Here is a 24,818-nt window from a genome sequence, read left to right as displayed (position 1 = left end):
ATATCATTTTAACGGAATGAATTACCGCAATTTTCAAATTAAATAAACTTCCTAAGTAAAAGAAGTCACTTTTTGGAAATGTTTCAATACAATATTATGTAATTCAATACGCTCTATATAATATTAGATTAGTTTTTCTTCTACTGTACATGCTTAGGAGGAAGTTTTACATGCAATTGATTCATAACATACAAAAAACGTTTAATAACTTATGCGACTACGATACAGTCAATTTAATACACGCTATTCAATCATTAAATATTACACTTCATAAAATATCTTCTTTGATTACTTCACCAGTTAACCTCGAATACGGAAGAAACGTTATCTATCAGTCTGAATTTGTGGAAGTTTTAGTATTAAATTTTCCAAGCAAAGCAAAAACTTTTATACATGATCATGGAATTTCTTTAGGCTGTATCCTAATAGTCGATGGCACATTACAAAATGTAACATATAAAAACAATAGCGAGCAGATTGAAGAGTTTACAGAGGGAAATATTTTTACCGTAAAAAAAGATACTGTGCATAAAATGTATAATGCTACAGATTCAACAGCAATAACTTTCCACGTATATTCCCCACCATTAAAAGATGTCCAAATATATGAATAGTCTTTAGGAGGAGGAAATATGCATAATTTGAAGGATTCTTATATAAAGAGCTTACAAGACGGTCGTAACGTTTGGCTCTATGGAAAAAAAGTAGATGTAACTACAGACAAACATTTTGCAGGACCACTAAGTACCATTTCCAATTTATTTTCATTGTTTGATGATCCAATACAGAGAGATTCTGTTGGATACGTAAGTCCAAAAACGAAAGAGTTTGTCCATACAGCATTTTTAGTTCCGAATTCCTATAACGAATTATTAATGAGGAGAAGTGCTTTTGAAACGTGGAGTTATGCTACAGACGGCGTAATGAGTAGATTATCTGATTACGCAAGGTCGAGACTTACTGGCTGGTACGTATCAAGATATTTTTATAAAAAATTTGATGCGCAGTTTCCAGATAAAATTACATCTTATTATGAAGAAGCGAGAGATAAGCACTTGTTTTTAAGTGTAGTTCAACGTGATCCACAAATAAATCGCTCTACAGAATCAATATTGAATGCAAAAGATTTAGGGTTACTAAGAGTTACGAAGGAAACTTCTGATGGAATTTATTTAAATGGTGCAAAAATGATAGGAACCGCTTCACCCTATTCAAATGATTTATTAATTTATCCATTAGCAAAGCTGACTGACACTCAAAAAGATTTAGCTCATTTCCTCATTGTGGCAGCCAATTCCCCTGGATTACATATGGTTTGTAGAGAACCATTTGCGAATACACATTCAAGTACAGTTGATTCCCCTATTAGCTCACAGTATGACGAAATGGATGCACTATTAATCTTTGATAATGTATTTGTACCATGGGAACGTGTCTTACTGTATAACAACCCTGAAGCATTATGGGCATTAAAATCAGATGTAGCTTCTAGCAGTTTAGCTTATCATCAAGCAATTGTACGATTAGTAGTAAAGCTGGAATTTATTACTGCAATTGCTTGTGAAATTGCTGAAGCAATCGGTGCTACTACTTATTTGCATGTTCAAGAAAAACTTGGAGAATTAATTATGCAAATCGAAACAATTCGCTCACTTTTAATTGCTGCAGAAGTTGAAGGTACTACAAATAAAACAAAAACTTATTTGCCGAACTTTAAATATATTGAAACTGCAAGAAATCTCGGCTCCAAATATTATCCCCGTGCAATAGAAATTTTACAATTAATTGGAGCAGGTGGCTTCATTCAACTTCCTTCCAGCTCGAATGACTTCCAAAGTCCGATAGCTGATTTATTGAAAAAGTACTTTAAAGGAACGAATATAGATGCCGAACAACGTACAAAATTATTTAAGTTAGCTTGGGATATCATTGGAAGTCCCTTAGGATCGAGACACGAATTGTACGAAAGATTTTATGCTGGGGATCCAATACGAAATACAGCTACGCAATATATAAATTATGATAAAAATCATTTTAAAAAGATGCTAAGTAAATATTTACATTAACGAAAAAGAGCACTCTTTTCTAAGAGCGCTCTTAAAATTTTATATAGTTATCCAGTTACATACACAGTTGCTTCGGCCACAACTGCTACTTTTCTCCGTAATGGTTTCATTTTATTCAGCTTTATTTTTATAATTCAGCTTTATAACTTCTGGTACATGATTCTTATCATATTTCCTCGTATAGATTGTCCCATTCGGAGTAACTAATTGTAACGTAATTTCACCGCAAACACCGTGTATTATCTCAAATTCGCCTTGTACATTCGAAATACTACTTTCCTTACTTTCAATTGAATCTTCATAAATTTTCACATTTGATATAGGTTCGTTATTGTAATCTACGACAATACCCCTTGAATACTTTGCAACTGCTATGCATTGATCCTCTTTTTTATAATATTTAGTCACAACCATTACTCCAATTATTATAGTGATACATACAAACAAGAGAATGATTTTGCGCCTCACAACCAACCTCCTTGTTTACATTATTCTTTTTTAAATTGAAAATTCATCTGTCTTGATTGCTTGATTTCCTCAATTAATTTACAAATACCTTCTTCAATTTTATCTTCTTTTACATTCGATACGTTTAATTTTAGCAACTTTTCTTTATGAAAATCCTTTAAATAATTTCTATCAACTGAATCGATACTTACTTGATGTTCTCTTAATTTTTTTATAAATGTTTCTGTAACGATGTTTTTCTGTATTTCTAAACAAGTGTGTATTCCCGATGTGTTTTGTCTATTATATGTAAATAATGATGGATTTTCATTTTGCACTTTTTCTAATGTTTTCGCTAATTTTATTGATCTATTATAATAGGAAGATTTAATTTTATTTTTATGACGTTCAAACATACCGCTCTTTATATAAATTTCTAAAGCAGCTTGAGATATCATTGGACTATCAATATCTAAAATCTTTTTATATGTATAAAAAGGATCTGCAATGGATGGTGGAATAACTGCGACTCCAACTCGTAATCCTGGGAAAATAATCTTTGAATAACTTTTCAAATATATAACATGATTACAATTCTCCAAGCTATATAAAGGATCTGTTTTTGAATCAGTTTCTAAATCTGCTAAATAATCATCTTCCACTATAAATACATTATATTTCTTAGCCAGTAATACGATTTTTTCTTTCTCACCTTTAGAATAAGAAGCTCCAAGCGGATGATGATATCTTGGTATCGTATAAAAAAATTTTATTTTTCCCGTTCGAAATATACGCTCCAATTCATTCAAGTCGATACCTTCATTCGTACGTTTAATACCGATTACAGGAACTTTATTTATTTCTAGATAATCAATATATAGATGATATGTTGGCTGTTCAATTAATATCGTTTCATTTTCATTCGGAAATGGTATGGAAGTTAATATAGCAAGCGCCTGCTGAACACCAGATGTTATAAAAATATTTTCTTCCTTTGTAAAGACTTGATAGTTTGCCAGTTGCTTTTGAATAACCGGTATTAAAGATGGTAACCCTTTTGGCGTTCCATATACAAACAAATCGTTTTTATAAGTATCAATAGCCTTATTAATACAATGTTGAAAATCTAAATACGGGAAGATATCTGGATCTGGTGCTGAAGAGGCAAAGTCAATTATCTCGTTATTTTCTATCGTACTCCCTGATTTCTTAACAACGTAGTATCCACTTTGAGGGACGGAATAAATAATATGACGCTTTTCTAATTCTTGTAGCGCTCGTATAACTGTCGCCTTATTACATTCATATTGCGTAACGAGTAATCGTATAGACGGTAATTTCTTCCCTTCTTTTATTTCCCCATTTTGAATCATATTTTCTATGTCGTTTAAAACATGTAAATACTTATACATCTTACACTTCCTTCAATAATTCTATATTTAATTACATAGATTTCTCATCCATATAGCATTAATTCCTCAATTAGTTAATTTTCCGATCATCTATATTGTAAATCCCAATAGCATATGAATCATTTTCAATCCATTTCTTTACTACTTCTGTTTTAAGTACACCTTCAACTTCTTTTTCTATTTTCTGTCCAAGTTCTCTCGCCCCTACTTCATCATTGCTAATCTTAGTTTTTATATCAATGGTAACAGGTTGATTCTTTTTATAATTTATTTGCTGAATCCCAAACCCTTCATATCCATTCTTTCTGAATACGTCATCAAATATATGTCCAAAAACTAACTCCCATCTATGCTCTGCATTTGCAATCTCCTTGTTTCTTTGAGATATATTTACTTTATAGGACATAATACCTTGAATTTGCAATCTTTTATTAATCTCTTTTTTTATTTCGTTAGCATTTTCGCTATCAGCAATCTCTAAATCTACTATTCTTTCTTTTTCGTCCCATATAGCAGCACTAAAAAAAGATTCCTCCTTTACTGTCGCTGTAACAATATCCATCACTATAGAATCTTCACTTATAGCATCTTCACTCTCAGTCTCACAGGCACATAATAAAGCAAGTGGAAATAAAAATACAAGTAACTTCTTTCCCTTTCTCATGTAACACCCCTCCATACATTTTCTTCTACGATAAACTTTTTACTTTGACATATAAATACCTTCTATAATTTTAAAATTTAACATTCTTTCACATTTTCTCCTCTTAACAAGGGAATTACAATTAATAAATAGAATATCTCCATGAATAAATAAAAAGTGAGGGATATATAATGCAACGTGTAAATACGATTGATATTAGTAATGTACTAGAATTAGAAAATGCTCTTTCTACGTTATTAAATAAAGTGATTTCTTCAAAACTAGACCTTGAAAACTGGTTAAAAGAGCAGTCAAAAGTAATTTTGGAAATCGAAGAACAATTAAGATCACACTATATCGCCTTTCAATGTAATACAGATAATAAAGAAATAAAAGATACTTTTGAATATGATCAACAATTTGTAAGGCCTCTTTTGAAACGCTATCAAAATTCATTTGATAATAAATATTTAGAATCACCTTTTCGAATGGAACTTGACCCAAAAACGTATAGCTTACTTGATAAAAAAATAAAAAATGCACAGACATTATTCTGTGAAAAGAACATTGATTTAGAAGTAAACGAAGACAAACTGGTAACCGAGTACTTTGAAATTACAGGTGGTTTAACTGTGGTATGGGATGGTGAAGAAAAAACAATTACTGAACTACAGTCTTACTTACAAGATCCGAATCGTGATATACGAAGAAAAGCAAGAACGCTCATTTCTGAAAAATTCCTATCTGTCGAAGATAAATTACAAAATATCTTAAATGAATTAATCGTAATCCGTCACGAAAAGGCAAAAAATATTCAACTAGAGAATTATCGCGATTATATGTTCAAAAAATACGAGCGTTTTGATTATTCAGCGATAGATTGCTATGAACTAGCTGAATCCATACGTAAGTATGTTGTGCCTCTTAAAGATAAAATATTGCTAGAGAAAAAAGAGAAACTGCAAGTGGATACGCTTCATCTATGGGATGTATCAGCTGTAACTCCAGATCAAAAAGTACTTAAACCAATTGCAAATGAAAATGATTTAATTGAAAAAAGCACTCATATCTTCAATAAACTAGATGTTGAATTTTCAGCACTTTTAAACCGAATGCATAAACACGATTGTCTTGATTTAATAAGCCGCAAAGGAAAAGCAGCTGGTGGTTTTTGTGAGTACTTACCAGCTTCACAATTATCTTTTATTTTTATGAACTTAAACTATACACAAAATGATATTATCACTTTCATACATGAAATGGGGCATAGCATTCATAACGAACTCATAAAACCATTAGAATTACGACAGTATATAGAAATTCCCGCTGAAACAGCTGAACTAGCTAGTATGACAATGGAATTATTCTCACTTAATTATTGGGATACCTTCTATACAGACAAAAAAGATTTAAAACAAGCAAAAATTAACTTCTTTAAAGATGTTATTTCATATTTACCTGTTATGCTTATCGTAGATCAGTTTCAACACTGGCTTTATGAAAATCCAAATCATACTTCTGAAGAAAGAAATGAGCAATACTTACAACTTCAAAAAACATATGGATCTAGCGTCATACATATTGATGGTTACGAAAACTGGATAGCGACGAGCTGGTTACCAGTACTTCATATTTTTGAAGTTCCATTCTATTACATCGAATATGCAATCGCACAACTAGGTGCATTACAAATGTATAAACAATATAAAGAAGATCCTAAACAAGCACTAGATAATTATAAAAAGGCATTATCACTAGGAAGCTCAAAATCTATAAAAGAAGTGTATGAAGTAGCCGGGATTCGTTTTGATTTTTCTGGTGAAACCATCAAAGAACTAATGCTATTTGTAGAAAAAGAATTAGAATTAATTGAACAAATATAAGAAGAAAGCTGCACCTATATTTTTGGTGTAGCTTTCTTCTTTATTTTATTAATCAGCTCTATGTACTGAGAATCTCCATATCCGATTGCAGGAAAAAGATGAAACAACTTTATTAATAACTCACGTGTTGATAAATCTTTATTTTTAGAGATGAATTTCATTACTGCATTATCTTCTGTTAACATTTCTAAAAATAAGTCTATAGACTGATACATTACAGGTGGTACTTTATAGAAAGTCTTCTTATGGTTTACTAATACTTCATTGTATATCGAAGAATTATGTCCCAATTCAAGTTCAATTTGATTTACTTTAAATTCATCCTCTCTAAAACTATTTAAGTATACCTTCCCTTCATAAGCAGACTGTTCAAGGTGAGAAAGTATGGTAAGTAAGTTCATTTGACAAAACATATCTTCACCAAACCATAGAACAATACATTTATACTTTTTCGTAAAAAGGTTTTCTAACGGATCTATAACCTTTTTTATATAACTTTCTACTGAACTGTTATGTCCTTTCGCTCTTGTTTTAATAAACTCTTCATTAAAAACTTGTGTAGTAACTTGGTTTACACACATCGCTTCATTAAATGGGGCATAATCAGACTCTCCCATTAATTTTTCATTTTTAAATTCTTCATACATATATTGACCATTTAATATGTTAAGTACATCTTTAGCAAACAACTCACTCTTCTCATTTCGTAACTGTTCAACCTCTATTTTTCTAGAAATATTCATTTTAAACTCTCCTTCTATTTTTATATTGAGCTTAACTATAGTTGAACAACATCCGCTAAAAACTCGATTGATTAAGAATGTTTTACATTTCATCTTTTATTAGTTGTGATTCTTTTACGTGCTGTTTCTTAATCAATATTGCTTTATACAAAAAAGTAATACCTAGTACAGCGAAAATGATACTTACAGGAATACGAGAAATATGAGGAAGGTAGCGCGGAAGAAAGAAAAGACGGATTTTTTCATCCACATCAAATATTTCAAAGACTATTGGTACTATACTTTGGTGAACTAAAAAAAAGATTCCTATAAATACAAGAAGAACAACAACGGCAAGTTTTTTCTTGGGTAATCCCATTTCTTTATTACAAACTTTATTTTTGTTATTATCATTATTTATTTTCATTCCACTTTTCATTTCAAAAAGCAACTCAGGACCATTTCTTTCAAGTTTTTTGTAAGCGATGCGCCCTAACAGCCATGCTAAAAACAGTCCCGTGCAAACCCCAGTCGGTATACCTAACCATTGTAAGAATTGTATATGTAGTGATGTCCCTAACCATACAACTAGTAAAGCGGGTATTGTTGTTACTAGCACCATCAATAGCATGAGCCACGTAGTTATAAACATTTTACTCGCATTCATATCGTCACCAGATATTATCGTTCCTCTTCCACGACGATGTGGATCAGTAATTGGAATTAAGTTAACTACTGAAAATACGACAATAAGACCGACTGCCCCACCAAGTAAAGCCGGGATTACTGCAAATATCCATGGATAAATGAAAGTACTCCCGCTAGAAAAAGTAAAAATTATTGTAGTTAAAATTGCCACAGGACCAATAGCTATCAACCAAGCTAATTGGCGGCCACGCACGTCAATCCTTTCTACGCCAGGTGTCACCAACGTTAACCATAAAGCGCTTCCATCGAAACCATATAAATTACAAGCAAACATACTTGTAAATACAATCATGATTACTCCCGCCCAAGGCATTAAGTATGGTATATCCGCAATTGTAACTATAATCCCATAAAATACACCTATCCATATTCCCATCCGCAAGAAGCGCCCTCGTTGTGGATCCTTCCCCCAACTTTTTAGCTCCTTAGTTATGATCGCTCCTATTTTAGTTTCAAAAAAGATTTTAAAAACTTTTCTATAATGCTTATTAGTAATCTCACTTTTGATTTTTTTAGAATCTCTCACTGTACTTCTAGTCAATAATGTAGTCCATATAAATAAAAGAATTCCACATAATATCGTTATTGCACTCAAGAAAACACTAGTTAATAACCAATTAGATTGACTTGCATACTCAACAGCAAGTATCGTCCAACTAGAAGGCATCATGTAAAGTAGCACAGTATCATTAAATATTATTCTATTGATTACAGGAAGTGCATACCAGCCTACATTTAGAAATGCAATGATGAAACCAATGAACATCGCTCCCATTTCCATACCAACTCTTGATTTCATCGCCTCACCCATAATACTAACTATTACTTTTGATAACAACACTACAAAAACTAACTGTAAAAAAATTGCTGGGACGGCAACTACAATTGCATATATACTAATTCTAGCTGCATAAATTAATAATCCTATGAAAGCTAAAAAACTAACTAGTGGGCCTACTCCTATAAAAGTTACACCGAGAAGCATCCTAGCTAGTTTATAAGAATTGAGCGGAAGCAACACAAAATATTCAGGACGTAATATTCCGTCTCCTCCAGTAAGCATCGGACCTATAATCCACCCTAGTGTCCAAATAGCGAATGTTACATATAAAATGCTTTTTGATATAGTTTGTTCTGTTGGATAAAAAGAAAAAAGTAGAATAGTTCCAATTGCTAGCAACAAACCAACTAGTCCTGTCATAATAAATAGAACTGCCCTGCCACGATTCATTGAATGTTTAAGTATTGATAACTTCATTTGAATTAAAACATTAACCAAGACAATTCCCCTCCTTTAGCGGCGGGGTTGCCTATTAATCGAATAAAAATATCCTCTAGTTTTTCTTTACCACAAACATCTTCCATCTTTCCAGATGAAAGTACTCCCCCTTTCGAAATAATTGCAACGTGGTCACAAAGTTGTTCAACTAATGCCATGACGTGACTAGAAAATACTACAGAACCACCTGAACTAACAAATTTCTGTAAAATCTTTTTAATAGTAGTTGCAGAAATGGGATCTACCGCCTCAAACGGTTCATCGAGAACAAGTAATTTTGGCGCATGAAGGAGTGCAAGTGCAAGACCAAGTTTTTTACGCATACCAGTAGAATAATTAATAACTAAAGTCCCCTCAGTATTATTTAACTCTAATACTGCAAGTAATTCTTCCGCCCGTTGAGCAACTTCATTGGCATCTATTCCTCTTAACAACCCCATATATGTTAATAATTCGCGGCCAGTAAGTCTTTCTGGTAAAGCCAATCCATCTGGTAATACTCCAATCAGCGTTTTAGCTTGTGTTGGATTACTCCAAACATCAATCCCAAAAACTTTAACGTTTCCGCCATCCGGTCGTAACAAACCAACAGCCATCGATAAAGATGTAGTTTTTCCTGCTCCGTTAGGTCCAACAACTCCGTAAAAGGAACCACTTGGAATAGTTAAATCAATATGATTTACTGCAATAAATTCACCGAATCGCTTATGTAATTTCGAAAGTTGTAGCGCAGGAGCGGATTTCTCAAATTCGGTATTCAATGAAATCGATTCATCAGTTTTCATAAAACAGACTCCTTTTTTTACTATTATATTATTTGTAAAAAAATCCAATAATTTTACTCATTTAATTACAATACTGAATCATTAATTTATTTAGTAACTCATTGTTATTAGCTGACACCTTTTCAGTTAGCCTAGCTGCAATAATAATAGGAGCCCATTGAAAAATCTCATCTCTTAATAAACCCGTATTCCTGCAATATATATGTAAATACATTTCAGCTAATTCTACTGAAGCTTGAGCGTACAATAAATATGTACGAAATACATCTGCACGAATATCACCTAAAGTAGCATCTACCCAATCTATAATTTTCACGTTATCATTACTGAAAATCAGATTAAATGGATGAAGATCACCATGACATAATCTAGGTTCAAATTTGATTGAATGTAACTTATTCAATATATTTTCCTTTTGTTTTTCATCCGATTTATGTACAGATTTAATTTGTCGTTCTAACTTTTCTCTCATTGATTCCATATCATCGGTATTCACACATATAGCATGAATCTTTTTTTGTTCATTAACACAAATATTTATGTAATGCTCTGCTTCATTTACATTATTAAGCAGTAGATCACCCATACTTTCCCCTTTTACATATTCCATAATAATTGCCTGTCTATCGTGTATCTTTGTCACTTCAAATACGTTTGGAACTGGTATCCCACATGAATAAGCATATTTTTGTTTTTTCGCTTCAATCATAGACTCTGTATCTGGAAGATATTCGTTAAACAATTTCACAATTTTATTATCATACAGATAAATTTCTGCTGTATTTCCTTTTGCTATCGGATTTCCTAAATTCAAATTATTTCTCTCCTTACAGTAAATTAAGCTAATACCTTATACTCCTCTATAAATTCAGTTTAATTAAGTTGAAACCCTTCTCCACGAAAATATAAACTTACCGCTTTCCATCCTTAAATAGAAAGCGGTAAGTTTAATTTACTAGGAATATCGGAATGAAACTCTGGTGTATGCACAATTGAAAATGCATATCCCTGCTCAATAAATGATACTTCATTATGTTTACATTCAAATGGAAAACTATTTTTCTTAAAGTTATTTTGGATTTGCTGTAAAAATGCGACGTCCGACGTTCCAAAAGAAACTTGTACTTTCGGTGGTAAAGCTTTCATCGCGATGGGAATCCAAGGTCGCTGCCACCAAGTCGCGACGATATATGCAGTGCCACCTATAACAAAGTTAAAAATATCCCCATCTTCCATCGTTTTCATATTTAGATTTGATTTTAACCATTCCGTAAAAACAGGTACACTCTTAACGGGAAGACCGATTTCCCTTACATATAAAATGTTTAAAGGTGAATACGGTACTAATACATCTTCTTTAACATAACTATGCGCAATAATTTCGAGTAGATTTCCATCTCCGTCTTTAAAGTATAAATTGAATAGACCATTCTCTTCACCAATTACATTTCCATTTTGCCATTTCACAATGAGTAATCCAGAGTCGTTTAACCACCTTGCTGTTTCATGGAATTTTGAATATGGGATTTCAAAAGCAAAATGTGCAGGTGCAATTGGTTCATACACTTCTTGAAAACTAATTGTTGTATAAGGTGTTACTTCAAATTGAATGAAGGATGCTGTTTCTTTTTTTATTGGAAAAGATAATATATCTCTGTATACTTGTTTTACTCCTTCTATAGAAACTGTTTGTAGTTTTATATCTGAAATGTGTGTAATCATTATAATAAACCTCCAAATTTATTATTTCTATTAGTATTGTATTTCAAAAACTAACAGGAAAAATCCATCTGGAGATTGAAACTTTAATTAACAAACTACTACTTTTGCATTAGAACTGTTACGTTAACATTTTCAGCCAATGCAATACGATCTAAATTTTAAACAGTTTGCGTTTTTAGTACAAATAATTGGTATGAACGACCACATCAAGATATAATGAATACCATCTTAAGCTAAAAGGAGTGTTGTACTGTGACTCAAAGAATTTCTTACTATGATGCTGCGCCTGATGCTATGAAGATTATGATGGACATGGAAAAATACACAAAGCAATCAACGATTAATCGAACAACTAGAGAGCTTATTAAAATTAGAGTTTCTCAAATCAATGGCTGTGCTTACTGCTTAGATTTACATACATCTGATGCACGAAAAATGGGAGAGACTGAGCAAAGAATTTATTGCTTAAGTACTTGGGATGAATGCACTTTTTATACAGCAGAGGAAAAAGTTGCTCTTGAATTAGCTGAACATATTACACTTATTCCTACTAAAAGAGTTCCTGCTCCCCTATATAAACGAGTACGTGAACATTATGATGAAAAACAATATATTGATCTTGTCTTGATTATTAATCAAATTAATAGTTGGAATAGAATTTCTATCGCGATGGGAAATACACCAGCAAAAAAATAACACTTTAAGCAAACAACTTACTCAATACGTTTTATTACATACACTTCAAAAAGGTTGATTCTAATACATTACAAGAATCAACCTTTTTAAGTTATATTGGACTTTACCAATGTTTTCTTATTTCTTCTACTATAACTTCCGGATGGTCCCAATGTAACAGATGAGTAGAATCTGGGATTAGTTTTACTGTTGCTCTCGTTCTCTCACTAAAAATACTCGCTGTCTTCCCTCTATATTCATCCCAAATTTCTGGTACTGTAGCACGAAGTAATATTATATTAGATGGTAACTCCTCATATATATCCATTGTTTCATCCTTGTGCATACCTCTTACGATATTACCAGCTGTTGTACCCCTCGCATGCCAACATACTTTATTATCTATTTCTATACCAAGATCCTTAACTGCAAGTTCTAATAATGGAGACCACCTTGTATACACTTCTTTTTCACTTTTAAAGAAATCATCCCAACTATTAAATACATACTCTTCAAAGTCCTTTTCATAATAAGCAATTTCTTCTTCCAAGGTTTTTTCTTGAAGCCTCTTCGTTTGGTACCCTCCATCAATGAGAATACTCCCTAATACCTTTTCTGGATTATTTAATAAATAAAATAGCCCTACAAAACTTCCCCACGAGTGTGATAAAAAATAAAAATAATCAATTCTCAATTCATTGATTATTTCATTTAGCCAATTTGCTAAGCTCTGCATTTCATAATCTTCCGTTCTTTCAAAGGGCGGTGTTTTACCATGCCCAGGTGCATCAACGGAGATAAATCTATACTCTTCTTTTAATTCCTCAGCAATTTCTATAAAACTTAAACTCGTACTTCCTAATCCATGTAAACAAAAAATAACAAGGTTTATCATTATTCCCCCATTTAGTAATATGTACGTTTAATTTTTCATTGTTAATATAGTAACGTTTCAAAACAACTATCCTCCATATTCTAATTTTTTAATTTACATTATACTTACTTCTATTATTTTCAAGTTTCCCCTGCATTTTTCCATGCAAAAAAGCTGATTATCTTTTAAAGAAAATCAGCTTTTACACTAAAAAACATTATAATTTAACAGCAATAATCATAAACCTTTTTGAATTCGTACGAATCCCCTTTTCAGAACTATTCGCGTCGATGAACTTCTGCAAAATAGTAAAATCCTCTTCCTCTTCTCCAAATCTAGGAATAATAGGCGTATGTTTTAATAAAAAAATGAGATCTTCAGGCGTACTGTAATAATCAGTAACATCATATTCACGTACTTGCACGAGATCAAATCCTGCACTAATAAGTTCACTCATGTACTTTTCTTTTAATGTGCCATCTCTTTCACCTAAGCATTGTCCTCTGCCAAATGCTTCTTTAAGATTCAATTTATCATGTTCGCAGACTTGTTGTGTTAAGAAAAAAGCACCCTTTTTCATTACTTTTGCTAACTCAGATGCTAGAAACGGAGCATGACAACTTGAAGCAATATCAAAATGAGCATGTGGAAATGTTAAGGCTTCAGAACCCATTTGAAGAAACTTAACATTTTGTACATCTGATTTTTTCAAGTTAGAATGTGCCGTTTCAATCATACCATTAGAATTATCTATCCCAATTAATAATTTGGCTGAAGATGCTATATTAAGTACATTTTCCCCTCCACCTGTACCAACATCAAGTAAAATATGTGATGGTTTGCACCTTTCTTTTACCTCACTATAAAAGTCCCATGTATCTCCTACAGTTTCACATTTTATTTTACTAAAATCCCATCCGTTTAATCTTCCTACTTTATCATAGAAGCTTTTATACTCTAATTCGTTCATCTTATTACTTCCCCTTTGTAAAAATAAATTAAATATGTATAATAACCTACGACACTCCTTAATTATATATTATAAAATGCAAATTATCAAAACAACATTTCCCTTCACACTACAATAAGTTTACATAACATTTTTATGGTTTATCTTTATCTATATATTCTAAATGCCCTCTTCCCCAACTACACATACTATCCAAAACAGTACTGACTGTTTTTCCATGTTCAGTTAAGCTATATTCTACTTTAGGTGGTATTTCTTGATAAATTTCACGTTTTATAAGTTGATCTTGCTCTAATTCACGTAATTGCTTTGCTAACGTCCCTTGAGATATATCTGGTATTAATCGCTTTAATTCACCAAAACGTTTCATTCCATCTGTTAGCAAAATAAACAAAATGAGTGGCTTCCATTTCCCGCCGATTATTTGTAATGTTGCTATTACCCCTTTTAACTTCGGTTCTTGTAAATCCATTTTTCTCACCTCTCCACTGATATCATAAAGTGAAACTTTAATCAGTGGGGGTTTTATTCATCCCCCACTGATTATTAGTTGAACCAATCGAGCGTTTACGGGCAGTTGATCTCTCACCTAACTTCCTTGCATTTTCCTAACTTTGAGGTGAGAGTTTTACTGCCCGTTAATGCGGGATAAACCATATTTAGAAATTTTCCCTATTACTTATCCGCATAAATAGCGATTAGTACGAAATTTGCGACTATGTACATACAAAGTGCGTACTTTTCAATTGCTACCTTTTAGCAAATAATAAAAGCATAACACAGTTATATTCTAAAGTTTTTTATTAAAGGAGTGGCAAAAATATGTCTATTACTACATTAAAAGATAGTCGTATCGTTATCATTGGCGGGAGCTCTGGTATTGGACTCGCAACGGCAAAACAAGCAATTGAACAAGGAGCACATGTTATTATTGCAGGACGATCGAAAGAAAAATTAAAGAACGCTCAAGAAGTAATAAATAACAATCGTCTACAAACTTATGTATTAGATAACCAAAATAAACACCAATTACAAGATTTTTTCAAGAAAATCGGGAATTTGGATCATTTATTTACACCAGGTGCCTCTTACACACTTGGATCAATAACCGCTACTGATGATATTGTTGAAAGTAGCTTTATCGGAAAATTTTGGCCACAATATTACGCCGTAAAATATGCACTCCCTTTTCTTTCAAACTCTGGATCTATCGTGTTAATGTCTGGTGCATTTAGTCAAAGACCCCTTAAAGGCGCGCCTGCTTATGGAGCTTGCAATGGTGCTATTGAAAGTTTAGGAAAGGCTTTAGCAGTTGAATTAGCTCCTATTAGAGTTAATGTTGTTTCTCCTGGAACAATACAAAGAGAAAATGAACAAAATGAAAATAGACTAACTGCTTATGAAGCCTATAAATCGCTTTCTCTTGTACAACGAGCAGGATATAATGATGAAATTGCACATACTGTCCTATATTTAATGCAAAATAGTTTTACTACAGGTAATATATTGTTTCCGGATGGAGGATACACATATCACTAAACTATTTAAACACTTCTGAAATTTACAAAAAGATGGTTGCAGTTCTTTAGCACTAACAGGTTGATTTTTAGAAGATTCATTAAAGGAATCCATTACAATTCGCTCATTTAGTACATTTGCGAATAAAATTGTGCTTATAGTTGATGAATCGAATCAAGAAGTAATTTGTCTTGATATTTATGGATAAGTTGATAAAGAAAAAAGGCATATACAGAATGCCTTTTTTCTTTATCATCATTTAACTGGATAACAAACCTCAGTAACCCATTTATCAGGATCCGATTCCATTGCTGGGCTAACATGATAAATATTAAACATCGGGCCAGCTAATTCGTAACCTTCCGTCTCAATCCATTTTGCAGCTGCTTCATTTACGTTTGTCATTTGTTCATAACTTCCGCTTACTGTTATCGATGCTATTTTGATTGACTCTATTTTTTTAAAATGAACATCTTTTGTATTTTCGTGCTTCCCTAAGATATTTAGCTGTATTTCTACATCGACATCATTTTCTTTGTATTCTTGATCATGGAAGACAGCGATACTATAACTCGGATTATCCATACTAATATTTTTAATATGAATTTCTTGCATCAATAAGCTCCATAAATCGCCTTCACAATTATATGATGGAATAAACTTTCTAACACTAGCTACATTTCTTTCTGGAATTTCTTTTATTGAAACATGATAGTTCATCTCAACAACATCCTCTCTCATCGTTTTCATTGAGTCTTCGAGGAGACGTAATTGTTTTTGGAGATTATTCATGTCTTCTTTAATTTGAACACTACGATATAGAAATTGCTCCTTTATACTGTCTATATTATCGCATGCAACTATTTCTTTAATAGTAGCAATATTAAACCCCATAGCTTTTAATGTTTGAATTTGATTCACTTTTTTTAATTGGTCTGCTGAATAAAATCGATATCCACTCTGCGCATCGACTTTTACTGGTTGTAATAATTCCACTTTATCGTAGTGTCTCAACATACGTATACTAATGGAAGATAGTTTCGAAAAATCCCCTATTTTAAACATGATTTCCTCCTATAAGTTACATCTACTTCGAAGCTCAACTTCATCATAAACAATGACATCGTGTGAGAGTCAACTGTTTATAACACTTGAATTATATTTCTTTAATTATTTCCCCTTATACTCTCTTCCGTCTTAAGGCTATAAAGATTGATATTAATCCGTTCACAACTAATAAAGTTACTATAATATTTGTAAGAAAGGCTACATCTGCCGCAAATATTTTAATTATTTTCCATGGTGAGCTTGTACTATTAGTAAGAATCGGGATGAAAATAATAGATAATAGTAGAAATAGACTTCCTACAAATAACCAAGTTAGTTTTTTAACATTTTTCTTATGCCTATACTTTTTAACAAACATAATTGGCGAAATGAAAAGCACGAGTATAACTATCGACATAACAATTTGTGTAAATGGTATGTTTCTAGGTGGATCAATTGGTTCTTTTCCATTCAAAATACTAATAATCCCATTTTTCAACACTGATAACGCTGGCTCTTCTAATACATGATTTTTATTTGTTAAAATAACACCACCCCAGCCACTTTTATTTAAAATAAATATTTCTGCACGAGCATCGGGCGTGGATCCTGAATGCCAAATCATCTTTTCACTTTCATTTATATTCGTTGTCCTTAATCCAAAGCCATAACTTTTTTCTGCATTTATTTGATAAAGTGGTGAAAGATAAAAATTCATGTTTTCTTTCTTTAAAAATTGAGTATCCTTTAGGCGATTCAAAAACATAATATATTGAATCATATCTTCTAAATTTGCTGTAATATAGCCATACGGCGCACCCGCGTTATCATAGGGCACTACACTTTTTCTTGGAATGCCAAACCAAGACTGATAACCTGATAAATAACCTTTTTCATATGCAGTTTCTTTACTTGCTGCTGCGCCATTCATATTTAATGACTGAAAAACATTCTTTTCCATATATGAAGAATATGTTTCATTTGTGACTTCTTCAATAAGTGCACCTAAAACAATATAATTCGCATTACTATATTGATATTTCCCACCTGGTGGAGCAGTTAATTTTACATTTGAAAGTTTCATTACATTTTCTTTTAATGCTGTAGAACTTTTGGATTGCTTATCTGATAATGCTAAGCCCTCATATGTGCTTATTCCGCTTGTATGAGTTAGTAGATGTTGGATTGTTATAGTTGAGGATATTTGAGGATATTTTAGTTTAAACCAAGGGAGATATCGTTGAACTGGATCCTCTAATTTTATTTTTTTATCTTCTATTAATTTCACTATAGCTAAAGCTGTTAAAGATTTACTTATTGAGCCGATTACAAATGGTGTTTTACTAGTTACCTTTTTTTCAGATTCCCCAGTAATCCCCCACGTTTTTGTGAAGAATACATCTTTATTATGTAGAATTGCAATAGCGCCCCCTGGAATGTTCTGCTCCCTTATAAATTTTTCAATGTACTTATCTAAAGTAACTTTAATATTTTGTTCAGCATAAACTTTTGGATGTACGATACATAATATTAATACATTACAAAGAATATAAATTTGAAATACTTTATAGATAGTTTTCTTCATTATACTTTAGATAGCTTTCTTTTTTTATAACTTACTAGGCTAATAAATACTAATACAGAGAGCGTAAAACTAATCATTATTAATACATAGTTCCACCACTGGTTCTCTGCTATACGGTATAAAAGATTGTAATTAAATGTAGTTTTTCTATTAGTTGGGTTAAATGATTCGGTTAAAAGTAGTGAAAGTGTAGTTTGTGAAATGAGGTAAGTAATAACTGCGATGAATATGCCACCTACGAATAACGTGCTGAATCTTCCCTTTTCATTTTGAAGTTGCTTCATTTTAACTTGTAAATCAATTTCATTTATTTCTATAAAATCTTTAACAAATAATTGAGGGGTACCTAAATCATCTATACTGTCTTCACCATGTTCACGACACTCTTGAATATGTTCTAATATTTGTCGCTTAATATTTTCCCTTTCTTCTAAACTAATATCGTATTGCTTTAATTCCTTAAGTACGTCTCTTAAAAATTGCTTTTCTTTACCTATCAATTTATTCCTCATTTCAGAAGGTCTCCTTTCAAACCGCTTTTTAATAACATTTGAATATCGGATTGCAATTCTAGCCACTCATTGATTTTCTTCTCAAGACGTATTTTCCCGCTGTCATTAATTTCATAATAAATTCTAACTTTTCCACTGTCTGTTACTTCTTGATATGTATTAACCCATCCTTGATTTTTCAACTTAGTTAAAATGGGATAAATACTTCCTACTCCTTTCAATTTTAAATTGTGTACTTCAAGCTCTTTCATAATTTCATATCCATAACTTTTTTTTCTCGATAAAATCGATAATACACACATTTCTAAATGACCTTTAATCAAACTTGTTCTATCCATAGGATAAATTTAACAGAAATATATNNATATATTTCTGTTAAATTTAAATAATCAGACAATAAAGTGAAATAGATTAATAAACAAATATATCACTTATGAACTGCTTTCTCTCTAGTTATCGCTTTTATAATGTAATAATTACATAATATATCAATCATTTATTCTTTTTAGTTTTTTATCTCACTATCCTTTACTAAATACTTCTTTCCTTAGTGAAAAATATTGTATGCAGGACATAAAAATAAGAAGATCCAACTTTTTAACTTTGACATTAAGAAGTTGGACCTTTTTTATTAATTTGGAATAATGATACTACCTTAATACAAAGCTTCTTAAGAAATTAAGTTTTATATAAGTTGTGTTAATGAAGCTAGTTATTTTGATAACACATAAATTAATAATATTTTACTGATTGCTCTCAAGACATTCATAAACCGCCATCATATCTCGTTTATTCAACTCACGAATACGATTAAAAATTGGTATTTGCCCAACAGCTTCTGTTAATAAGCTTTCATTCACAACATCACTTACTTTTCCAGTTAACCACGTTTGTACATCCACGCCCTCGACAACTTCTTTTAACCCTTCGTCATTAATACCACTTGCATTACAAGTTACACATGGAATTGTTAGTTTAAAGACACCATCATGTAGATTATCTTCGGTTATCACTTTCTTACCTTTACAAAATGGACATGGATTACTTTTTTTAATTTTATTAATTTGGGTAACTAATTTTTTGTATCCAAACGCTTCGTATACATACGTAAGTTTTTTATATTTACCATTTGTGAAATACTTATTTATAATGTTTTCTCTCGTTTCATAAACATTAGGGAAATCACAAACAGTTACTTGATTATTAACACTAATGGATTCGATATTTCCTTTTATTTCACCCCAGAATGGTAAAACATTTTGTAACACCATTTCATAGTTTGAAAAGCTTGCTTGTTCTAATTCAAACATCTTCAGTGCGACTTGTACTTTTCTTGACAATAAAGAAACATCTTCCGTCAATACCATATCGCCACCAACAATAGACTTCAATTTAACAAGTGCCGGTAAATCACCAACTGTTTTCAATACTTCATTAATAGGCTGATTGATTATTTCACGAATATCTACGTTACCAAATTTAAGTGGTTTATGATGATTTAAAACCGTCCCCTCACAAATTGGACATTTCATCATTTTTTTTGAACTCTTAATTTCTTCTTTAATAGGTGCTTTTGAAATAACAATATATCCACCAATAATTGTATCAAACCCTACCCATGTTCTGCGTGTCTTTCCTTTTTTATCATAAAATGATTTTTCAAAATACCCGTACCAAAACGTATGCTTTTCTTCTTCTGACATATCATTATAGCTCTTTGACAAATCGTGACCAAGCTCATTTTTTATTTCTTCGAATAGAAACTCTATTTTTTCATGCTGATAAAATTTTAATACCTTCATGATTTCTGGATCGAATAGTCCATCCCAAAATGGAACACTTTTATCTTGAATGGCAATATCTTTATCAAAAACTTCAATTTGAAGACGTCCAGAACAAGATGGACAATGATTGTCCTGTGAATAGAAATCAAAACTTCTCGTATCTTTATTAATTGGATGAGCAGCTACAATATGATTAATTAATCCACCAATCTCATATAAGAAACTATATTGACTATATAAATGTCTTTCAAGATCAATAGCAACAACAGGTGCGATTGTATCAGATTCATATTCACCATAAATTAACCTAGCCATTGATGATAAACTTTTTAAAATACCGCCCTTATAAACGTTTTCGGCATTTTTAAAATAGTTAATATGATTCCCTTCTAAATAGTGAACTCCTTTTTTCTGCTTAAGCATTGAAGAGATGTTTATTTTCTCTGTGCTATTCACATTACTTTTTTGACGATAGTAATCCTCATGATTAACAACATCCAAATGCTCTACAGATTCATTCTGCCTTTTTCCAAAATCAACTATATAATCAGAGCTTTCTAACATGTAACGATTATGCTCAATCATAATGATTGAAACTGATTCATCTTGCAGAATACCTCTAATACTATCGATAAATTGATTTAAAATATTTTGTGATAAACCTTTTGAAGGCTCATCAAAAATAAATAATGTATGTGGATTTCTAGTGTTTGCAAATAATTCTGAAACTAAATGAACACATTGAAACTCACCTGTCGATAATGTTTGTGTTTTTCTCTCTAATGTTAAATAGCCAAGTCCTAATTTAATTAGTAGGCTCAAACGTTTATAAGCGATATCTTCATTTGGAAGTTCATCAATAATATCCTCAATCGAGCGCTCAAAAATATCATCAATGTCTTCACTATACTTTGTTAGTTTCTTTTTAATATCTAGGAAAGTTGCTACAGTTGATCGACTTGTAATTGATTGATTTCGGTCTTGTCCCACCATAACTAATTTATCTTTTGGATATCGTTTCAAGAAATCTGTAGCTAGACATTCATTGACAAGTGTAGATTTCCCACATCCTGATTCTCCTGTAACCGTTACAAGTCTATTTTTAGGAATTTGAAACTCCGCCATTTGGATATTACGGCAATATAAATCATAGAATGTATAATATTCTGTTGGTATTTCTTTATTTCGATCCCACAGTATTGACTGTGGTCTTGGTGATTCTTTCACAATTTTCCCGCCATATTTTCCGCTACCAGGTCCAAAGAACAATTGTTCATCAGTTGTATCTAGTACCGTATCTGAATGATCAATAAGCCAAATTTGATTTTTACACCCTAATCGTTTAATCTCTTCTAAAATTTGTAATAATGTTTCATGATCAAGTCCAACTGAAATCTCATCAATAATAATTACAGCATTTTCACTTACTGCCATGAATTCAGCCAAATAAAGTCGTGTTAACTCTCCACCTGACAACGTACCCATAATTCGATTTAATGTTAAATAACCAATGTTCATATTAATAATATTTTGCAGTATATGCTGTTTTTCTTCACTAATATTTAATTCTTTTGCTAGTGAAAGAATAGATTCAATACTTAAATCATTAATATTTGAGATTGAATGTGGCTTGTCCAACAAATCAATTTCATATTGTTCAATTTCTTCACTATAACGTTTTCCCTTACATTTTTTACACTCAACATTTTTTGTAGTACCACGGCCTTTACAACCAGTACACCAGCCTAATTGATTATTAAATGAAAAGACCTCTGGAGAAAGATTAAAAACTTCAGCAAGTTTTTCCCGAACCTCTGTAAAAACACCAGTATGAGTACCAATCGTTGAACGCGGATTAGACGAAATCGATGATTTTCCTAGAAAAAGTACTAAAGGCATTTCTTCCATCTTAATGGCACTAAAATTTGTTTCCATAATGTTAGGAAATAAATATTGATATTCAGCCTTTGGTAATAAAGAAACTAATCGTTTTTTTGACTCTTCACCAATTGTTTGGCAAAAAGTTGTTTTACCCGATCCAGATAACCCAGCAATTCCAAACGATTTATTAAACGGTATAGTTGCATCTAATTTATTTATGTTATTAGCAATTAATTGATTTACTTTCATATTAACCTCTATTCTTATTTATTCACAAAAGCATTTTTACAATATAATAATTACATAATGAATATTACCTATTATGCAATTATCCTCTCGTTTCATGAATCTTATCCTTGTATATTTCAAACCATTGTTGCCATTCATCTTTAGAAAATTCTTTCTCTTCTCCTTTTAAAACGTAAGAAAAAAGATTTAAACAAATATGCCAACCAGCTATATCTCTCGGTGTATGATCTGTTAATTCATGAATGTACTCTTTAAGAAGTAAAAGAGTACCATTTTCCTCTTTATGTATTTCAAATCGGACACGGTCTTTATCCCAAGTAAATTCAAGTACTGAGTTTAGTTGACATTCTAAAATATCAATGTTTATGAATGAACCGTCCATCATGTCGAACTTTATTATTCCACCAGTTTTAAGGCTTTCAATCTGTAAATTGGACATCCATTTTTTCAGCTTACTGTTTTCTGTTAATACAGACCAAACTTCCTCTACCGTATATGGAAATTCGCGTTCAAATTTTACAATATATCCATCAGTTAGTTTCCCAATTTCAGCTATCATTTTGATTGCCTCCTTATACAGAATATATGTTCTCACTTCATTTTACACGAATATAAATATAAAATAAATATTTATGACAACGAAGTGTTAATTTAAAGTGAATGGTGCTGAGAAAAACTTAAATATTTTCTAAATCCAGTTATATACTATTAAAAATTAAATATAGATTTACGTACAAATAAAAAAGCCGCATTTGCGACTTATGAAATCATAGGATTAACTCCTGTTTTGTTGAATGATTAACGCTTAATCGCATCGACAATTAGCGATGGAAAACCAAGTTTATCGCCTTTATTTCTAGAATCATACCTTTTCGAACGGAAAATAACACCGTCGTTTGCATCCCATTCGTTGTAATAAAACCGACCATTTTCATCACAATATTCAAGTAAAACTACCTCGAATCCAGCAGTTTCAAACATTTTCGTTAATGTTGTATAATTATGAACGATTTTATGACTTGCTGCTGGATGATCTTTCGGACCGGGTCCTCCTATTTGAACTATATTTTGATATGCCTCATCCTGAAAGAATGCATCAGGGACTCCGCACCGAATATGACCAGATGGTTTTAAAAATTCATAACAAATTTCAGCTGCTCTTACGCCTTCTTCAAAAGTAAGGTGTTCCCATACATGCTCAGCTAAAATAGCTGAAATAGAATTATATTTAAATCGCTCTTCCCAAGTAGTTTTATCTAGTAAGTTAAGTTCATCTTCTTGCGTTTGAATCCAACCCGGATTATTATTAACCCCCCCAGCTCCAACTACTACTTTAATTTCGTCTTGTTTTATTATCACCATTTTCACCTCTTAAATATTTTAATTCATTAATATATTCTATGTTTACTATTATCCTTCCTCCTTCAACAAATGTAGTAACATGAGTCCAGTACAATACCGAACTCACGTCCTATAAACTCTCTAATGTAACAATCTGTCTAACTTTATAAAATCAGTTCATGATATACGATTTTTCTTACAGAAATATAGCACACCAAACATTAGCATAATACCAATCACGTAAAAAATTGTTGTTCCGCTCCCACCAGTATTAGGAATTACCCAATTATTCTTCGCATTTTTCACTGTTATTTTTTGTGTCTTTACTGCTTCTGTAATTTCTATTTCAATTGGATCTCTAAGTAACATATATCCGTTTGGCGCTTTTATTTCTTTTATCGTATATTTTCCAAGTACTAATTGGTTGGAAATCACCTTTCCTTTTTCATCCGTTGTTAATCTAGCAACTTCTTTACCCTCTTTATCTAAGACCTGAAATACAGCACCTTGTAGTTTTAAATTGATATCCTTATCATCAACTTTCTCAATTTCAAATTGCCCGGTCGGATCTGGTAATTTCTTATTCCCTATTTTAATTTCTACTACTGCATCTTTTTCTACTTTTACACCTATTTTATCTTTTAATAATTCGTAACCTTTAGGCGCTTCTACTTCCACTAGGGTATAGTTTCCTATTGGTAATTCTTTTGATATC

At 31.7% G+C, this 24,818-nt stretch carries 22 protein-coding genes and 2 pseudogenes; 5 read left to right on the top strand and 19 right to left on the bottom strand.

Annotated features, from left to right (window positions below; translation table 11 throughout):
• Positions 1–170: 170 nt before the first annotated feature.
• Positions 171–614: a cysteine dioxygenase gene (locus tag COK05_RS24990; RefSeq protein WP_098614691.1), complete on the top strand. Its 444-nt coding sequence runs from the start codon at positions 171–173 to the stop codon at positions 612–614.
• 18 nt (positions 615–632) lie between these two features.
• Positions 633–2,066 (top strand): 4-hydroxyphenylacetate 3-hydroxylase family protein, encoded by a 1,434-nt coding sequence (locus COK05_RS24985; RefSeq protein WP_098614690.1) that lies wholly within the window; start codon positions 633–635, stop codon positions 2,064–2,066.
• A gap of 111 nt (positions 2,067–2,177) precedes the next feature.
• On the opposite strand, the gene COK05_RS24980 is transcribed toward COK05_RS24985, so the two are convergent.
• The 3 genes from COK05_RS24980 to COK05_RS24970 all read right to left on the bottom strand — a co-directional run bounded on the left by COK05_RS24980 (position 2,178) and on the right by COK05_RS24970 (position 4,589).
• Positions 2,178–2,534, bottom strand: coding sequence for a serine/threonine protein kinase (locus tag COK05_RS24980; protein ID WP_098614689.1), 357 nt, complete (start codon positions 2,532–2,534; stop codon positions 2,178–2,180).
• A gap of 20 nt (positions 2,535–2,554) precedes the next feature.
• Entirely contained in the window at positions 2,555–3,925 is a 1,371-nt protein-coding gene (locus COK05_RS24975) for an aminotransferase-like domain-containing protein (RefSeq protein ID WP_098614688.1), read from the bottom strand.
• Between the two features lie 70 nt (positions 3,926–3,995).
• On the bottom strand, positions 3,996–4,589 hold the full coding sequence (locus COK05_RS24970; protein WP_098614687.1) for a DUF4030 domain-containing protein: 594 nt from the start codon (positions 4,587–4,589) through the stop codon (positions 3,996–3,998).
• Positions 4,590–4,759: 170 nt separating this feature from the next.
• On the opposite strand from COK05_RS24970, the gene COK05_RS24965 reads away from it, so the two are divergent.
• Positions 4,760–6,451 carry a M3 family oligoendopeptidase gene (locus COK05_RS24965; RefSeq protein WP_098614686.1) on the top strand — a complete coding sequence of 564 codons (1,692 nt, stop codon included), beginning with the start codon at positions 4,760–4,762 and terminating at the stop codon, positions 6,449–6,451.
• Between the two features lie 14 nt (positions 6,452–6,465).
• Here COK05_RS24965 and COK05_RS24960 read toward each other — a convergent pair.
• The 5 genes and pseudogenes from COK05_RS24960 to COK05_RS24940 all read right to left on the bottom strand — a co-directional run.
• A pseudogene (locus COK05_RS24960) lies at positions 6,466–7,236 on the bottom strand (AraC family transcriptional regulator); the annotation flags it as partial.
• A 40-nt stretch (positions 7,237–7,276) separates the two neighbouring features.
• Positions 7,277–9,160, bottom strand: a complete 1,884-nt coding sequence (locus tag COK05_RS24955; protein WP_098614684.1) for a hypothetical protein — start codon at positions 9,158–9,160, stop codon at positions 7,277–7,279.
• Positions 9,145–9,945, bottom strand: a complete 801-nt coding sequence (locus tag COK05_RS24950) for an ABC transporter ATP-binding protein (RefSeq protein ID WP_098614683.1) — start codon at positions 9,943–9,945, stop codon at positions 9,145–9,147. Before COK05_RS24950 ends, COK05_RS24955 begins: the two co-directional genes overlap by 16 nt.
• A gap of 61 nt (positions 9,946–10,006) precedes the next feature.
• Positions 10,007–10,759 (bottom strand): phosphotransferase family protein, encoded by a 753-nt coding sequence (locus COK05_RS24945; protein ID WP_098614682.1) that lies wholly within the window; start codon positions 10,757–10,759, stop codon positions 10,007–10,009.
• 113 nt (positions 10,760–10,872) lie between these two features.
• Positions 10,873–11,667, bottom strand: a complete 795-nt coding sequence (locus COK05_RS24940) for a VOC family protein (protein ID WP_098614681.1) — start codon at positions 11,665–11,667, stop codon at positions 10,873–10,875.
• Positions 11,668–11,919: 252 nt separating this feature from the next.
• Here COK05_RS24940 and COK05_RS24935 point away from each other — a divergent pair, with 252 nt between their 5' ends.
• Entirely contained in the window at positions 11,920–12,363 is a 444-nt protein-coding gene (locus tag COK05_RS24935) for a carboxymuconolactone decarboxylase family protein (RefSeq protein WP_098614680.1), read from the top strand.
• Between the two features lie 103 nt (positions 12,364–12,466).
• Here COK05_RS24935 and COK05_RS24930 read toward each other — a convergent pair.
• From COK05_RS24930 to COK05_RS24920, 3 genes and pseudogenes are all read right to left on the bottom strand, one after another.
• A pseudogene (locus tag COK05_RS24930) lies at positions 12,467–13,298 on the bottom strand (alpha/beta fold hydrolase).
• A gap of 135 nt (positions 13,299–13,433) precedes the next feature.
• The gene (locus COK05_RS24925) at positions 13,434–14,186 is read right to left on the bottom strand and encodes a class I SAM-dependent methyltransferase (RefSeq protein ID WP_098614679.1); all 753 of its coding nucleotides are present in this window, start codon (positions 14,184–14,186) and stop codon (positions 13,434–13,436) included.
• A gap of 133 nt (positions 14,187–14,319) precedes the next feature.
• Positions 14,320–14,658: a winged helix-turn-helix transcriptional regulator gene (locus tag COK05_RS24920; protein WP_000365520.1), complete on the bottom strand. Its 339-nt coding sequence runs from the start codon at positions 14,656–14,658 to the stop codon at positions 14,320–14,322.
• 350 nt (positions 14,659–15,008) lie between these two features.
• Between COK05_RS24920 and COK05_RS24915 the strand changes: the two genes are divergently transcribed.
• Positions 15,009–15,725, top strand: coding sequence for an SDR family oxidoreductase (locus COK05_RS24915; RefSeq protein WP_098614678.1), 717 nt, complete (start codon positions 15,009–15,011; stop codon positions 15,723–15,725).
• Positions 15,726–15,959: 234 nt separating this feature from the next.
• On the opposite strand, the gene COK05_RS24910 is transcribed toward COK05_RS24915, so the two are convergent.
• From COK05_RS24910 to COK05_RS24875, 8 genes are all read right to left on the bottom strand, one after another.
• Positions 15,960–16,769 carry a MerR family transcriptional regulator gene (locus COK05_RS24910; protein ID WP_098614677.1) on the bottom strand — a complete coding sequence of 270 codons (810 nt, stop codon included), beginning with the start codon at positions 16,767–16,769 and terminating at the stop codon, positions 15,960–15,962.
• Between the two features lie 115 nt (positions 16,770–16,884).
• Positions 16,885–18,336 carry a serine hydrolase domain-containing protein gene (locus COK05_RS24905; protein ID WP_098614676.1) on the bottom strand — a complete coding sequence of 484 codons (1,452 nt, stop codon included), beginning with the start codon at positions 18,334–18,336 and terminating at the stop codon, positions 16,885–16,887.
• Positions 18,336–18,848: a hypothetical protein gene (locus tag COK05_RS24900; RefSeq protein WP_141539246.1), complete on the bottom strand. Its 513-nt coding sequence runs from the start codon at positions 18,846–18,848 to the stop codon at positions 18,336–18,338. The genes COK05_RS24905 and COK05_RS24900 overlap by 1 nt, the downstream gene beginning before the upstream one ends.
• Positions 18,845–19,186: a PadR family transcriptional regulator gene (locus COK05_RS24895; RefSeq protein WP_098614675.1), complete on the bottom strand. Its 342-nt coding sequence runs from the start codon at positions 19,184–19,186 to the stop codon at positions 18,845–18,847. Before COK05_RS24895 ends, COK05_RS24900 begins: the two co-directional genes overlap by 4 nt.
• A gap of 405 nt (positions 19,187–19,591) precedes the next feature.
• Positions 19,592–22,762: an ATP-binding cassette domain-containing protein gene (locus COK05_RS24890; RefSeq protein WP_098614674.1), complete on the bottom strand. Its 3,171-nt coding sequence runs from the start codon at positions 22,760–22,762 to the stop codon at positions 19,592–19,594.
• 79 nt (positions 22,763–22,841) lie between these two features.
• Positions 22,842–23,321 carry an SRPBCC family protein gene (locus COK05_RS24885; RefSeq protein ID WP_088114703.1) on the bottom strand — a complete coding sequence of 160 codons (480 nt, stop codon included), beginning with the start codon at positions 23,319–23,321 and terminating at the stop codon, positions 22,842–22,844.
• 239 nt (positions 23,322–23,560) lie between these two features.
• Positions 23,561–24,124 carry a class I SAM-dependent methyltransferase gene (locus COK05_RS24880; RefSeq protein ID WP_141539245.1) on the bottom strand — a complete coding sequence of 188 codons (564 nt, stop codon included), beginning with the start codon at positions 24,122–24,124 and terminating at the stop codon, positions 23,561–23,563.
• A gap of 156 nt (positions 24,125–24,280) precedes the next feature.
• The coding region (locus COK05_RS24875) for an LPXTG cell wall anchor domain-containing protein (protein WP_141539244.1) at positions 24,281–24,818 on the bottom strand (538 nt) is incomplete at its 5' end.

This window comes from Bacillus cereus (assembly GCF_002567495.1).
Lineage (GTDB): Bacteria > Bacillota > Bacilli > Bacillales > Bacillaceae_G > Bacillus_A > Bacillus_A cereus_AQ.
This window is presented reverse-complemented; position numbering and strand designations above follow the sequence as displayed.

Excerpts from the sequence above, each read along its gene's own strand:
- COK05_RS24985 (WP_098614690.1), top strand. The coding sequence starts at position 633 with ATGCATAATTTGAAGGATTCTTATATAAAGAGCTTACAAGACGGTCGT.
- COK05_RS24965 (WP_098614686.1), top strand. The coding sequence starts at position 4,760 with ATGCAACGTGTAAATACGATTGATATTAGTAATGTACTAGAATTAGAA.
- COK05_RS24970 (WP_098614687.1), bottom strand. The coding sequence starts at position 4,589 with ATGAGAAAGGGAAAGAAGTTACTTGTATTTTTATTTCCACTTGCTTTA.
- COK05_RS24940 (WP_098614681.1), bottom strand. The coding sequence starts at position 11,667 with ATGATTACACACATTTCAGATATAAAACTACAAACAGTTTCTATAGAA.
- COK05_RS24880 (WP_141539245.1), bottom strand. The coding sequence starts at position 24,124 with ATGGTGATAATAAAACAAGACGAAATTAAAGTAGTAGTTGGAGCTGGG.
- COK05_RS24920 (WP_000365520.1), bottom strand. The coding sequence starts at position 14,658 with ATGGATTTACAAGAACCGAAGTTAAAAGGGGTAATAGCAACATTACAA.
- COK05_RS24905 (WP_098614676.1), bottom strand. The coding sequence starts at position 18,336 with ATGAAGAAAACTATCTATAAAGTATTTCAAATTTATATTCTTTGTAAT.
- COK05_RS24950 (WP_098614683.1), bottom strand. The coding sequence starts at position 9,945 with ATGAAAACTGATGAATCGATTTCATTGAATACCGAATTTGAGAAATCC.
- COK05_RS24915 (WP_098614678.1), top strand. The coding sequence starts at position 15,009 with ATGTCTATTACTACATTAAAAGATAGTCGTATCGTTATCATTGGCGGG.
- COK05_RS24990 (WP_098614691.1), top strand. The coding sequence starts at position 171 with ATGCAATTGATTCATAACATACAAAAAACGTTTAATAACTTATGCGAC.
- COK05_RS24910 (WP_098614677.1), bottom strand. The coding sequence starts at position 16,769 with ATGTTTAAAATAGGGGATTTTTCGAAACTATCTTCCATTAGTATACGT.
- COK05_RS24895 (WP_098614675.1), bottom strand. The coding sequence starts at position 19,186 with ATGGATAGAACAAGTTTGATTAAAGGTCATTTAGAAATGTGTGTATTA.
- COK05_RS24885 (WP_088114703.1), bottom strand. The coding sequence starts at position 23,321 with ATGATAGCTGAAATTGGGAAACTAACTGATGGATATATTGTAAAATTT.
- COK05_RS24975 (WP_098614688.1), bottom strand. The coding sequence starts at position 3,925 with ATGTATAAGTATTTACATGTTTTAAACGACATAGAAAATATGATTCAA.
- COK05_RS24925 (WP_098614679.1), bottom strand. The coding sequence starts at position 14,186 with ATGAACGAATTAGAGTATAAAAGCTTCTATGATAAAGTAGGAAGATTA.
- COK05_RS24900 (WP_141539246.1), bottom strand. The coding sequence starts at position 18,848 with ATGAGGAATAAATTGATAGGTAAAGAAAAGCAATTTTTAAGAGACGTA.
- COK05_RS24890 (WP_098614674.1), bottom strand. The coding sequence starts at position 22,762 with ATGAAAGTAAATCAATTAATTGCTAATAACATAAATAAATTAGATGCA.